Raw genomic sequence first — 14,455 nt, 5'->3', positions numbered from 1 at the left:
TCTTTACAAAATTAAAATTATATCAATTTACATTATAAAATATATTATAACTTTATTTACAGTTATTATTATTAATATTATAACTATTATTGATATTATAACTTATTACTATTATTAATATTATCACTATTATTGATATTATTTATATTCAATTTAATCTAAAATTTGTTTTTTATTTATTTTGTTTTTAAATTTTTAAATAAGTTTCACCTGATTGTCCATATTTTGAAACCAAAATAAATCTTATTAAAAATATAGCGAACAATATTATTACCACTAAGATAACACTAAACGCAGCTGCTGCTCCTAGTCTTCCTGATTCAACCTGAGACATTATTTGAACCGTCATAAGGTTCCATTTTGATGATACAAGAAAAATTGCTGCACTAATAGCTGTCATCGCTCTAACAAAAGAATAAATCAAACCTGAAAAAAATGCTGGAACCATTAAAGGTAAAGTAATTTTTGAAAATGTTTTTTTAGAATCAGCACCTAAATCTATAGCCGCTTCTTCAATAGAAGGATCTACCTGTTCAAGTATTGCCACACCTGATTGGATTCCAACAGGAATATATCTGAATATAAAATTTAGAAGTAATATATAGATAGTTCCTGTTAATAAAAATGGTCTTGTATTAAAAGCTAAAATATATCCAATACCTATAACTGTTCCTGGAACAGCAAAACTTAAAACAGAAGTAACTTCCATAAGTTTTTTAAATGGAAATTGTTTTCTTACAATAATAAAAGCTATAATCATACCAAGAATGCCAGAGATAGGTGTAGCTAATCCTGCTATTATAAGAGTGTCTTTTATAGCATAAAAACCAACTTCAAAAACATACTTAAAATGCTTTAAGGTTAATGAATTATCACTACCCCAAACTTTTGCTAAAGCTCCCCATAAAATAGTTGCATATACCAGTAAAATAAACAATGAAATTAAAACTAATGTTATAAATAATACCCATTTCATAAAATTACCAGTTAGTTTTGGTGAAGAAGTTGAAGGTTTTCCTGTAATTGTTACATATTGTTTTTTTGAAACCCAATATTTTTGAAGAAAAAACGCAGTAATAGATGGAATAAGTAAAATAAAAGCAAGACCAGCACCAGTCGGAAGATCAAACATCCCTGTTATCTGTAAATAAGCCTGAACTGATAAAATTGGAAATTGGCTCCCTGCTAAAATTAAAGGATTTCCAAAATCAGCTAATGTTTCAATAAAAAGAACAAGTATTGCACTTGCAATACCAGGAATTGCTAAAGGTAAAGTAACTTTTCTGAATACAGCCCATTTTGAACCACCCAGATCTAAAGCTGCATCTTCTAAAGTGGGGTTAATTGATTCTAAAACTCCCTTTAATGTGATATATGCAACAGGAAAAAATGTTAAAAGTTGTGCTATTAATAATCCTCTAAATCCATAAATTTTAAAATTATTAATTTTTAAAAGATGGGAGGTTATAAATCCATTATTTCCAAAAAGCATTATTATTGATAAAGCTCCTATAAATGGAGGAGATATAATTGGAATAATTGCCATTACATGAAAAAATTTTTTAAATGGAATATTTGTTCTTGTTATTGTAAATGCAAACAAAAATCCCAGTATAGCACCTCCAACTGCTGTTAAAATTCCCATCATTAAACTGTTTAAAAAACCTTTTCTGAAATACCAGTTTGAAACTATATAACCTAAAGTTTTTAAACTAAAAATTCCCTTATCATAGACACTAATAATAATTACTTTTAATAATGGGTAAACAATAAAAATTAGCAATGAAATAAATATAACTAATAGAGTTATAAATAAAAGAGGATCTTTTAATAATTGTCTAATATTAAATAACGACTTTTTAAAATAATTAGATTTCATAGAAAATCCTTGATAAAAATTAAGATAATTCAAACTAATTCAATATAATCCTAATAAAGAATTTATTATTAAAAAAAACACCAAATAAATATAAAAATATTTAATAAAAATATATTAAAAAAATAAATATTATTATAAAAATATTTTAAAAAGATAATCAAAATATTAAATATAAAACATTTAATGCTAAATTATAAATAAACAATAAAGAAATATTAGTATAATAACATCAATATTTAAATTAAGGAGTGCTTTCACACTCCTTAATTTAAACTAATCATTATCGTCAAATTCAAATTATTAACTTATTACAAGTTTAGATTGTCTTAAACAAAAAATAATTTGTGGCAACCAATTTTTTAATAATTAATTTTCTTTAAATTAGAGTACTTTTTTTATTTTGCAGGTAAAACTTCATTTACCCATCTTTCAACCAATCTTTTTTTATTCTGAGCTGCCCATTCACTATCAAATTGAATTATCTTTAATGATGAAAATGGAGGCATACCTTTACCTAATTTAGCAGTTCCTAAAACTGGATAAAAGAAAGTTTTTGCTTCACTTAAAGTATCCTGACCTTTTTGAGAAACCAACCAATCAACCAGAATTTGAGCTGCTTTAAGGTTTTTTGTACCTTTAATAATTGAAACAGCAGGAGATTCATAACCAACACCTTCTGATGGGAAAACAACTTTTAAAGGATAACCTTTATCAATAAATTCAAAAAATGCAGGTGTAAATTGGATACCAATTGCACATTGTCCAACAGCTACTCCCTTTGAAGGGCCTGTTCCTGAAGATGTATAAGTTTGGACATTTGGAGCTAATTTTTTCATATATTCAAATGCAGCATCTTCACCCCATAATGTAACAAGAGTTGCAACTATATTATAAGCTGTACCTGAAGATTGAGGATTTGGCATTTGAATTTGGCCTTTATATGCTGGGTTTAAAAGGTCTTTCCATGATTTTGGTATAGGGGCATTAATTTTATCTAAAGCTTCAGTATTAACTGCAAATGCCATTGGATTCATATAAAAACATCTCCAATAACCATCTTTATCTTTAAATTTAGAATCTAAAGCTTTTAAAGCATCAGAAATATAAGGTATAGTTAACCCTTTTTCTTTTGCAATTATATGATTTTCAAATGGAGCTCCAAGCCAGATGTCAGCTTGAGGATTGTTAGATTCTGCTTCAATTCTTGCTAAAGCAGGGCCAGATGATAAGTGAACAAATTCAACTTTTATTCCAGTATCAGCTGTAAATGCATCCAATATTTTTTTTGCATTTGCCTCATCAACACTTGCATAAATAACCAATTTCATTTCCTTATTCTGACTTTCTCCCTGTTTTCCAGCAATAAAAAGAAAACTAAAAATTAGAACTAAAATTAATATTGCTGAGATTAAGAATCTTTTTTTCATAAATCTCTCCTTTATTTTTTTTAATTTTATTTTTTTAATATATTTAAAAATAAAATTTATTTTATAGTAAAGCTTAAATTTTCTACAGATTTTTCATAATATAAATGATGATTTAATAATAAAACAATAATTGTATAAAAGTTTTTTTTGAATTTAATACAATTTCTTTTATTTAAATTATAATACAATATAATATTTTTATATCAAATAAATATAAGTTATAAATACTATAACTGATATTTATTACAATTAATATTAATGTAGCAATATATAAAATTTTGGTTATGGTGTTATAAAAGAAAAATTTCTTTCTTATTATTTAAATAGTATGAAATTATGTTTTGATTGTGTTTAAAAAAAATTATTTAAATTTATTATTAATTTATAGTTTATCTGTTGTAAAAAGTAATTTGAATTAATTTAATTTTTTATTATTTACTATTTTGTATGGAAGCAAAATAGGCATAAACATAAAATACTCTTCCTCATTATTATAATTTTTATTTATAAATTTTTCAATCATCTTCTTTAATTCTTTTTTAAATTTTTCTATTTCATAATTATTTGACTTTACAATAATTGCTAAATTTTCATGAGGTTTATTTATATTTTTAAGTAAACTATTAATCCCATTATTAAAAATTTTCATATTATTAAAAGAAGAAAAAACGATATTCAATTTCTTCTTATAGTAATCATAGGATTTTACCATTTCATTCAACTTTAATTTATTTAATTTGAAATACACAACTCTTTTATCTTTTATAATTTTCTCTTTACTTATGAGAATAACTCCTAATTCTATTAACTTATAAAGCACTATTTTTAGCTTAATTTGAATCATATTTAATCTATTTTTAAGGTCATCAAAACTTAATTCTCCACCAAGCAATTCAAAAATTACATCCAAAGATTCTTCACTAAAAATAAATTTTATTTCACTACTTATTTTATCAATGTGATTTTTTACCTGTACCATCTTTTCTCCTTTTCTAAATTTTAGTTTATAATTTTTATTATTTTGTCTAACTCAATGGTGTTATATATTACAAGTCCTATGTTATCTAAATTAAATATCTCTTTTGCTTTTTCATTAAATTGATTAAAATTAATAGAATTTAAATCTTCTGCATAATTATTCAAAAAATACATTTTGTTGTTAATTATAAAATTACCTGAAAACAATACTTGAGAAAAAGGATCATTAACTTTTGATTTTATTACTTTTAGCAAATCTAAATAGATTTTTTCAAAATCTTCAAAATTAAATCCATTTTCACCAATAAAATTAATCAATTTAAAAACTGATTTAGTGACTCCTTCTAATTCCTTGTCTTCAATAAAAATAACACAATAACCTAAAGCTCCATTATTGGATAAAATTTCTGTAAAACAAAAAGGATTTTCTTTTATTTCATTATCAGTTCTTTTTAAAAATACAATTTCCTTGTTTTTACTTACAAAATTTTTAAAATTATCTATATCATTAAATAATTTGATTAAATTTTTATTAAATATGTATTTAAAAATATCAGTATAAATAAAACCAGCATCATTTAATGAAAACGATTTAAATCCTAAACCCAGAATAGATTTTATATTATCATTTAACTTCTTTTTTTTTATAAATCCTGGAAAATCACCAGTTCTATTAAATATCATTTTTTTCTTTCCAGAATTAATATTAATAAAATACTTATATAGTAATTTTAAAAGCTTATTTTTATTATAATTTCCAATAATAATCAATACCATATTGTTGGTAATATAGTTATTTTGAAAATTACTCAATACTTTATCATAATTTATATTTTCAAGAGAATAAATTGTTCCATTGATTTTTTTACCGATTCCAATATTACCCCATAAAGTTTGTAAAATATCTTCTTTAATATTAAAAGGGGAAGTTTCATTTTTCTTTATCTCCTCTTCAATCAACTTTTTTTGTGATACAAAATTTTTATACTTAATATTTTCAAATAATAAAAGGGAGGCTACTATTTTTAATATTAAGTGAAAGTTTTTTTTATTAGAGGAGATAACAAAATATGTATTTTCCTTATTTGTCATACTATGAAACTTCCCCCCATCTAATTTAATCTTCTCAATTAGATGCTTTATCAAAATTTCACTACCAATTAAATGACCTTCTAATAAAACACTTCTTAACAGATTGTTTATTCCATTTGTTTTTTCATTTTCAACATTTACTGCTTGATTAACCCACAAACCAATAGCAACTTCTTTTGTATCTGCTATTTGTTTCAAAACAACTTTTAAACCATTTTCTAAAGTTATAATTTCCACATTTTCCATTAAATATCCTTTTCATTTCACACTTAACGAGTTTCAATTTAAAATAATAATTGTAATATAAATTAACCGTTTTTTGATGGTGGAGGTACATCTGGTTCAACAAAATCATCACAGATTAATACAGTACCAACTTGGTTATTTATTTTATTGAATAAATTTAGATTTTTAAAACCTAAAAACAAAGAAGAAACAAATATTGCACTTAAAACCAGCATTATAATTAATTTTTTTTTCATCTTACACTCCTTTTTAAATTAATTAAAATATTTTCTAAAATAAGATTATTTTGAATTGAAATTAAGTCAAAGATTATAATCCATTGAACTTTCAGGGGGGGGTGGTAACAAATTCATTTTTTGTCTTTATATAATTAGGTTAATATAATTATTATTGTATTTTAAAATAGTTTTTTATTTATTTATATTATAATATTTTTATTTCTATATTTATACCTAATTATATTATTTTTAATACTATTTTCAAGTTTTTTTATTCTTTTTACTTGCAATTTGAAAAATAAAAAGAATTAATTACCATAAAAATATATATGAAAAAAAAATTTTACTATTTAAAAAATTATGAAGAAGATATTGATTTATTAAACACCTTAATAAAAAATAATTTAGTGTCTCTAAATTTTGCATCAAATTTATTAAAAATTTCAAAATCCCATTTAAAAAAAATAATTGAGAAAAAAATATCCAAAACAAGTACAAATTTAAATAGAATAAAAAATTTTATTAAAGAAAAGAAATATAATTATTACTGGGAAAACCTTTTCAAACCAATATCTAATAAAGTATATGATGAACTGCATGTTAAAAATATAGATAATAAATTAATCAAAATCTATTCAAAAAAAATATTATTTTATATAAATATTTTAAAAAAAATAGAAAATTATGAACTTTTTTTTAATGAAGTGTTTTACATAAATAACAAATATAAAAGACTTATTATAACTAAAACAATAGATTTTTTAAAAAAAAATCAGTATATATTAATAAAAAAAGATATAATATTTCCAGGATTACACTTCAAAGTTTTTTATTTATCCAAGAAAACTAAGAGTTCATTATTAAACAAAGCACTATATTTATTTGAAACAAAAAAAGATTATTTTAATTGTATGTATATAACACTAATACAAAATAAAAATAAACAAACCGAAAAATATTTAATTTCATATGCATTTACTTTATACATTGAAAATAAATTTGATGAAATAATATTAATATTTAATACTTATTTCAAAGTAATTAAAAAATTAAAAAAGCAAAAATCATATACATTAAAAATTTTTTATCTCTCTATTTTAACAATAATTAATTCAAAAAAATATAAATTTATTAATACTTATATTTATACTTTTTTTTTATTTAAATATTTACCAGTAAAAAAATCTATCTTTTCTAATGTTTTTAATGATAACTATAATATTAATCTACCATACAAATTAGATAGTAAAACTAATTTAACAAATAATGAAATATCTTATACTAGCTTCTTAGCAATAGCATATATTTCAAATATGTTTTTAAAATTTGAACTTTATGAACAAGCAATATTATTTACTGACTTTATAATTTCTAAGCTTCCAAAGGAGGATTATTATTTCCCATATTTTTATCAAATTAAGTATTTATTTTTTACATACTTTGGAGATATTAATAATTTAAAAATGATTATCTATGATTATGATATGAAAAATACACCAACAGTAATAAAAGAAAAATTTCGATACAAGTATATGTTAGGTTTATTAGAAAAAGATTTACCAACACTTGAATTTTTGAATATCTATTTTTATAAAAAAGCTTCAAAAGAAAATTACAATCTAACTTATAAATTAAATGTATTGGAAAAATTTTTTTATTTTAATATTTTAAATAATAATATTAAACGAGCATTTAATTATAATGTTGCATATTTAAAAAATGTGAAAGATGTAACTTTTCACGATACATTATTATATTTCATTTTTATATTTATTTATATCCTTAAAAATAGGATATTTGATATATTTGAAGTTAATTTAAATAATTTTCTTGTAGACTTAAAAAAGGATATATACAGTAAAATTTTTACATTTGAATCAAAATTCAAATACATGACATTTTTATATAACTATTTTTCAGATATTTATTTATTTGATATTTACAAATTTAAAAATTTAACTTTACTAGAATTTTTTATTTTACTTTTTAAAAAAATAAATTTAATTTTTTCGAGGTTGAAAAAAGAATATAAAAAAGACCAAATTAAACTTATACAAAATAAAAAGGAAATATTAAATAATCTATCTATTAAAATAAAAACATTATGCTCTACCTCAAAAGAGATAAATTCTTCTAAGAGTAATCGCAATATCGATATATTAGGGTTAGTAATCGAAAAATATCCTCATGAAGTTGAAATTTTAAAATTATTTTCAGGAATCTCTAAAAATGAAGATATTTTTGCTTACACTATGGTTATTAAGGAATACAACTATATTTTTAATTTGTTAAATGATGTATTTAATGAATTTTTAAAATTCCTATATAAAAATAATATCAATAATAAAAGTCCGTTTAATTTCCAAAATAGTGTTAATAATAAAAATAGGATAGATTTTATAAAGTTACTAGAAAACCAAGAATTTAATAGGATAATAAAACAGACCAACTTTAATTTTAAATTATATATAGAAAAAAGACTTAAAAGTAATCTTGTTAAACTAGAAAATGAAAGAATAAATATACATGAAAATATTAAAAAAAGCAAAAATAACAAGTTAAATATTACAAACCAATTTTTATCAGTTTTCAATGATAATATTGAAAATGAATTTTTAAGATTTGAAAAAGCATATATGTTATATATATTTTAATATCCAGTTTTCCCTTTAACTCCAGTTACTATAGCAACAGAAGAACTAGCGCCAATTCTAGTTGCACCAGCCTGAATCATTGCAACTGCTGTTTCAAAATCCCTTACACCCCCTGAAGCTTTAACACCCATTTTAGAACCCACAGTTCTTCTCATTAAAGCTATATCATGAACAGTAGCTCCACCTTTTCCAAAACCTGTAGAAGTTTTTACAAAATTAGCACCTGCATTTTTAGCAATTTGACATGCAATTACTTTTTCTTCATCAGATAAAAAACCAGTCTCAAGTATTACTTTTAGCACAGTATTTGATCTTGTTGCTCTTCTAACAGCTTTTATGTCCTCTTCTACAAATTTTAAATCCTCTGATTTTAAAGCTCCAATATTCATAACCATATCTATCTCAGAAGCTCCTTCTTCAATAGCATTTCTTGTTTCAAAAGCTTTTGCTCTACTTGTCATTGCACCAAGAGGAAAACCAACTACTGCTGTAACTTTAATCCCTGTTCCTCTTAACTTTTTATAAACATATGGAACCCAGGAAGAATTGACACAAACAGAATAAAAATTATATTCTTTAGCTTCTTCAACTAATTTATCAAAATCTTCCTTTCTTGCATCAGGTTTTAATAACGTATGATCAATGTACCTTGCTAAATCAGCAGGTCTTTTAATTTCTTTTAATAATGGGTTTTCAAAATTTCCAGAATTTGCATCTATATTACTAATTTCTTTGCTAATATTATTTTTTATTGTATTTGCTATATCATTTTTTATATTTTGCAAGGAAGGGTTACTTTGTATCCTTCTTAGTACTTCATTTGTAATAATTTCAATTAATTTATCCTGATCCATTTTTTCCCTCTTTATTTGTTTTTTGTTTTTTAAGTCTATTCAAATAACAAAATTAGTTTTTTTACAAATTTTAAGCTTATAAATATTTTTTTTCTATTGCCATCATCTTATTAATTCTAGGCCAATGTCTACCACCTTCAAACTTTGTTTCAAGCCATGTTTTCACAATCCTTATCAGTTGTTCTGAACTATGCAAAGGACCACCAAGAGTTAATACATTAGCATTATTATGTGCACGACTATTGATTGCTGTTTTTTCATCATAACATAATGAAGCTCTTATTCCTCTCACTTTATTGCACACCATTGATGACCCAATTCCTGCACCATCAATCATAATCCCTCTATCACAATCACCATTTCTAACTTTTAAAGCCACTTTTAAAGCGTAATCAGGGTAATCACATCTTTCTTTTTTTTCAATTCCAACATCAATAACTTTATATCCAAGAGTAGTTAGATATTTTTTCAAAAACTCTTTTGCTTCATATCCACCATGGTCAGAACCTATAGCAATTGTCTTAACATTTTTAAATTCTTCCATTATTACCTCAATCAATATTTTTAATGAATTATTTTTTACTATTTTTTAAAATATTTACAACTATGTTTTTATTATTTGACATTATTTTTTATTAATGCTTTTCTTATTCTAATTTTCTATATCAATTTTATAATATTTATTATATTTAATAAATTTAGCTCCATTTTTTATCAATACTTTCAATTTTTTTATTATTTTTTTATATTTTCATTTAATTTAATTATCTAATTTCATTTAATTATTTATTTTACTTAACCACTTTTTTTTATTTTACATAATTTATTTCATCTACAATACCCACAATTACAGTTCTAATAGTATTTTCAGTATTGTCTAAAATATAATTTGCTGAACCACCTTCATCAACTATTAGCACAATATCTCCAACTCCTGCAGAAACTGTATCAATAGCTAAAATCAATTTATTTTTCTCCCTAAATTCTGGAGTAATAGGTTTAACCATTAATATTTTCCTTTTTTGATAAGGTGAAATAGTATGTGTAGATACAATATTACCAATAACTTTTCCTAATATCATAAGGTCCTCAAAAAATTAATTTACTATCAATTTAGTCAACAAATTTAATTTTTTTAATAATACTTTCTTTTAAAGCAAAAAATATTTTATAATAAAAATTTTTAACATAAATTAGATTTTACAATATTAAAATTAATGCTTATAATTATTAACCTGATCAATTATACCTATTATTGAAGCATCTGCTGGATTAAACCAATTTTTTAAAGTTTTTGCAGCTTCTTTACTTGATTCATAATAGACAATATCACCAACTCCAGCTTGAACTGTATCAACTGCAACTATCGCATCTCCAGCATTTTTTAAATTCTCATCAATAGGTTGTATTAACAAAAATTTTATCCCTTCAAAATCATCAAGTTTATGATCGCATACAACTGTACCAATAACCTTTGCAAGTTTCATATAGTGCCTTTAAACCCTTTTTATTAAATATTTTTTTTAATTATCTATAACCTGTTTTTTCATATTTATTTATTTTTTCATTTTAAAATTTCTATTTTATATTTTTATATTTTATTTTTAATATTATCTAATCTATTTTTTTATATCTTATTTTTAATTTATGTTTTTATATTTTTTATACCTAATTTTTAATTTATGTTTATTTTGTTTATTATATTTCTTATGTTTATTATGTTTTTACATAACTTATTTCTAATTTTGTATTTTTCAAATTTTATTTTTTATCTTATAATTTTTATTTTATAATTTTTATTTTAGAAAAATAAATTTTGATTAAACTATTCTAAAATACCCTTTTAAAGTACATCTTCTTTCTCTTGTAAATGTTCTAGCTCTTGTCATTCCTTCACCAGTTGGACTGGCAATTGTAAGTGTTGTAAAACCAGGGCCTTCATACCCTAAACCTGAGTAACTTGGACCATTCTTAACAAATAATGAACAATTTACTCTTTTTGCCATTTTTGATAAATTTTCAATATTTTTTGAATGCATTATAGCAGTATGTTTAAATCCAAACTCTACATCAACTGCAAAATCTATAGCTTCATCTACATTATTTACTCTAACCAAAGGGATGACAGGCATTAATTGTTCTGTCCAGACAAGGGGATGATCTTTAGGTACTTCCATTAACAAAATTTTTGTAGATTCTGGAATATCAAGGCCAATACTTTTTGCAATAAAAGAAGGATTTTTACCAATGAATTTTTTATTAGGAGCACCTTCAACTCCAGGACTACCTGGTTTTGATAAAATTATAGGTATAAGTTTATCTGCCTGTTCTTTTGTTAATTCATAAGCTCCATTTAGTCTCATATATTCTTTTAATCTATCTGCAATTGATGAAATAGCAATTATCTCTTTTTCTAGAATACAAACCACATTGTTATCAAAACCTGCCCCATTAACAATATCCTTTGCTGCTTTTTCAATATCAGCTGTTTCATCAACTACAACAGGAGGATTTCCAGGTCCAGCTGCAATAACCCTTTTTGGATGTTTCATAGCTTCAGCAACAACTCCAGGACCTCCTGTTACTACAAGTAATCTTACTTTAGGATGACTCATCATAGCTTGAGCAGATTCAATTGTAGGAGATGCTATTGTTGTAATAAGATTTCCTGGACCGCCTGATTCTATAATAGTTTTATTTAATAAAGAAATTGTATATATGGAAACATTTTTAGCAGCTGGATGAGTATTAAAAAATACAGAATTTCCTGCTGCAATCATGCTAATAGCATTATTTATTATTGAGGATGTAGGATTGGTTGAAGGTGTAATTGCACCTATTACTCCAAAAGGAGCTCTTTCAACTAAAGTTAATCCATTATCATCAGAATAAGCTAATGGGACAAGATCTTCAGTTCCAGGAGTTTTAATTGCAGCTAATTTATTTTTAATTATTTTATGTTCAACTCTACCATATCCTGTTTCTTCAACAGCCATTTTAGAAATTATTTCATTGTTTTTTAATACAACTTCCCTTATCTTCTGAATAATTGTTTCTCTATCTTCTAAAGATAATTTAATCCACTGTTTTTGCGCAATTTCAGCTGCTTCAATCGCTGAATTTATATCATTGAATACACCATTATCTGAAGATGAAGAAAACTCTACCCCTGAAGTCTTATTTATTTCTTCTACTACCTGTTTTACAATTTCTCTTATTGTTTGCTCTAAATTATCCATGGGATACACTCCCTTTTTAAAATGTTTTATGCTTTAATAGTTTTTTATTTAACTTTATTAAAATAAAATGGCTTTATTTCTGGATGAGGTCTTGGAATTATTTCACTACTATAATAAAGATTTTTTAATTTAAGCCATTCTACTGCTGTATTGGCTGCTTCTAATACAGCAAAATACTCTCCCATAATTTTAATATATGATCTTCCTCCAAGCTCTACAGACATTTTAATTTCATTTATAGTAATATTTTCAGTTTTAGCAGCAATATCTGCAGCTTGAATTCCAGAAAGTAATGACAATGATTCAATAATTCCAACTGAATCCCAATTCTCAGGTTCAACTACACCTTCTAACGCAGGGATAACCCCTTTATGCAAATTAGGTAAAAACAATTCATCAATAAGTTTGTCTTTTCTTTCCTCTTTCCCTTCTCTCAATGCATACTCAACAGAGGCAACATCACCTTTAATTAAAATTAAATATTTACCTGCAGCAATTGTTGCTGCTTTCATAACAATAATCGGAGCTTTTTTAACCATTGCATCTAATGCTTTAATTCCAGTAGCAACACTATCAAATTCTAATGCTCCCAATACAATTTCACTCATATTTTCTTTTCCATTTTTTTAAAATTTTCCACTTTACTATTCTAATGTCATCTAATATTAATTTTTTTCAATCTTTTTGCTACATCATTGTAATTATTTTCTGTAAACAATTCCACCATTTTCTTCTATTAAATCAATTATACCAATAATTAATGCATCAACTGGTTTATCATTAGTAGCTAAAGTTTGTCTTGTTGCACTTCCCTGGGAAACAAGAACTTTCTCCCTGTAACCTGCACCTAATGGGTCCAATACAACAATATAATTATCTTTAGCACCACCTTTATAGTCAAAAATTTGAATTAATTTTAAAGGATAAACAAGTCCATTATCCTTTTGAGTACTAATAATTGTACCTACAACTTCACCAATAACCATATTAATCCACTTAAAAATAAATTAATTATAACAAAATATATTTATTAATAATAAAAATAAATTAATTATAAATCAAATATATTAGTTATTAATAAAAACTATAACAATTGAGATTTATCTCACTTAGTTATCTTTACTATAGATATATTTTCCATCTTTTTCTATATTATCAACAATACCAACTATAGTAGCATCTGCAGGTTTTCCTTTTGTTGTTTCTGTCATTCTAGCACTACTCCCAGCAACATAAAAAACTATTTCACCAATTCCAGCTCCTACACTATCCATTGCAACAACAAAATCACCAGTTCCTTCCATAGTTGGAATTTTAATTTTTTCTAAAAGTAAAAATTTTATCCCTTCAATTGCTTCTGTTTTCTGTGTGGAAACAACTGTTCCAACAACTTTAGCAAGTATCATTTTTTACCTCTATTTTGTCTGTTTTTTTGACGATTGTCTACCAAGAGGTAAAACTTCATCAACATTTGAATGAGGTCTTGGAATTACATGAACAGCAACAATTTCACCAACTCTTTCTGCTGCTTTGCTTCCAGCATCTACTGCTGCTCTAACTGCTGCAACATCTCCTCTTACTATAGCAGTTACATAACCACCACCAGTTTTTTCATATGCAACAAGTTCAACTTTAGCTGCTTTAACCATAGCATCAGAAGCTTCAACCATAGCAGCAAAACTTTTTGTTTCTATCATTCCTAATGCATCTTGAAATATTTGAGCCATACTTTCTCCTTTAGATTTTCTTTTATTTTAAAATTTAATTTTTATTATTATATTTTACATTATCTTCTTACATTATTAATTTATATAATTAATTTATATTATTTCTCTTTTAATATTCTTCTTTTTTATTTTTTATTACTA

General features: G+C 24.0%; 15 protein-coding genes. 1 reads left to right on the top strand and 14 read right to left on the bottom strand.

Translation table 11 applies throughout. The features are described from left to right. Positions 1-187: 187 nt before the first annotated feature. The 5 genes from ACZ5EC_RS01835 to ACZ5EC_RS01815 form a co-directional block, all read right to left on the bottom strand. Positions 188-1,879: an ABC transporter permease gene (locus ACZ5EC_RS01835; RefSeq protein WP_464303261.1), complete on the bottom strand. Its 1,692-nt coding sequence runs from the start codon at positions 1,877-1,879 to the stop codon at positions 188-190. 395 nt (positions 1,880-2,274) lie between these two features. Next, positions 2,275-3,306, bottom strand: coding sequence for an ABC transporter substrate-binding protein (locus ACZ5EC_RS01830; RefSeq protein WP_464303260.1), 1,032 nt, complete (start codon positions 3,304-3,306; stop codon positions 2,275-2,277). A 415-nt stretch (positions 3,307-3,721) separates the two neighbouring features. Further along, positions 3,722-4,285, bottom strand: a complete 564-nt coding sequence (locus ACZ5EC_RS01825) for a hypothetical protein (RefSeq protein ID WP_464303259.1) — start codon at positions 4,283-4,285, stop codon at positions 3,722-3,724. A gap of 20 nt (positions 4,286-4,305) precedes the next feature. After that, positions 4,306-5,622 (bottom strand): M16 family metallopeptidase, encoded by a 1,317-nt coding sequence (locus ACZ5EC_RS01820; RefSeq protein ID WP_464303258.1) that lies wholly within the window; start codon positions 5,620-5,622, stop codon positions 4,306-4,308. Between the two features lie 62 nt (positions 5,623-5,684). After that, positions 5,685-5,858, bottom strand: coding sequence for a hypothetical protein (locus ACZ5EC_RS01815; RefSeq protein ID WP_464303257.1), 174 nt, complete (start codon positions 5,856-5,858; stop codon positions 5,685-5,687). Positions 5,859-6,169: 311 nt separating this feature from the next. Here ACZ5EC_RS01815 and ACZ5EC_RS01810 point away from each other — a divergent pair, with 311 nt between their 5' ends. Then, positions 6,170-8,494, top strand: coding sequence for a hypothetical protein (locus ACZ5EC_RS01810; RefSeq protein WP_464303256.1), 2,325 nt, complete (start codon positions 6,170-6,172; stop codon positions 8,492-8,494). Here the strand turns inward: ACZ5EC_RS01810 and deoC are convergent. The 9 genes from deoC to ACZ5EC_RS01765 all read right to left on the bottom strand — a co-directional run bounded on the left by deoC (position 8,491) and on the right by ACZ5EC_RS01765 (position 14,314). Next, on the bottom strand, positions 8,491-9,348 hold the full coding sequence (gene deoC / locus ACZ5EC_RS01805) for a deoxyribose-phosphate aldolase (RefSeq protein WP_464303255.1): 858 nt from the start codon (positions 9,346-9,348) through the stop codon (positions 8,491-8,493). The genes ACZ5EC_RS01810 and deoC overlap by 4 nt on opposite strands. Before the next feature lie 76 nt (positions 9,349-9,424). Further along, a complete protein-coding gene (rpiB, locus tag ACZ5EC_RS01800; RefSeq protein WP_464303254.1) occupies positions 9,425-9,892 on the bottom strand; it encodes a ribose 5-phosphate isomerase B in 468 nt (155 codons plus the stop codon). Between the two features lie 265 nt (positions 9,893-10,157). Further along, positions 10,158-10,430 carry a EutN/CcmL family microcompartment protein gene (locus tag ACZ5EC_RS01795; RefSeq protein ID WP_464303253.1) on the bottom strand — a complete coding sequence of 91 codons (273 nt, stop codon included), beginning with the start codon at positions 10,428-10,430 and terminating at the stop codon, positions 10,158-10,160. A 132-nt stretch (positions 10,431-10,562) separates the two neighbouring features. Next, positions 10,563-10,835, bottom strand: a complete 273-nt coding sequence (locus ACZ5EC_RS01790; RefSeq protein ID WP_464303252.1) for a EutN/CcmL family microcompartment protein — start codon at positions 10,833-10,835, stop codon at positions 10,563-10,565. A gap of 333 nt (positions 10,836-11,168) precedes the next feature. Then, positions 11,169-12,587 carry an aldehyde dehydrogenase family protein gene (locus tag ACZ5EC_RS01785; protein WP_464303251.1) on the bottom strand — a complete coding sequence of 473 codons (1,419 nt, stop codon included), beginning with the start codon at positions 12,585-12,587 and terminating at the stop codon, positions 11,169-11,171. Between the two features lie 44 nt (positions 12,588-12,631). Next, positions 12,632-13,195, bottom strand: coding sequence for a BMC domain-containing protein (locus tag ACZ5EC_RS01780; protein ID WP_464303250.1), 564 nt, complete (start codon positions 13,193-13,195; stop codon positions 12,632-12,634). Positions 13,196-13,288: 93 nt separating this feature from the next. Continuing rightward, on the bottom strand, positions 13,289-13,573 hold the full coding sequence (locus tag ACZ5EC_RS01775) for a EutN/CcmL family microcompartment protein (RefSeq protein WP_464303249.1): 285 nt from the start codon (positions 13,571-13,573) through the stop codon (positions 13,289-13,291). A 123-nt stretch (positions 13,574-13,696) separates the two neighbouring features. Next, positions 13,697-13,993, bottom strand: a complete 297-nt coding sequence (locus ACZ5EC_RS01770) for a EutN/CcmL family microcompartment protein (RefSeq protein ID WP_464303248.1) — start codon at positions 13,991-13,993, stop codon at positions 13,697-13,699. Positions 13,994-14,002: 9 nt separating this feature from the next. Further along, the gene (locus ACZ5EC_RS01765) at positions 14,003-14,314 is read right to left on the bottom strand and encodes a BMC domain-containing protein (protein ID WP_464303247.1); all 312 of its coding nucleotides are present in this window, start codon (positions 14,312-14,314) and stop codon (positions 14,003-14,005) included. Positions 14,315-14,455 lie beyond the last annotated feature (141 nt).

It is taken from the genome of Exilispira thermophila, from assembly GCF_055389015.1.
This window is presented reverse-complemented; position numbering and strand designations above follow the sequence as displayed.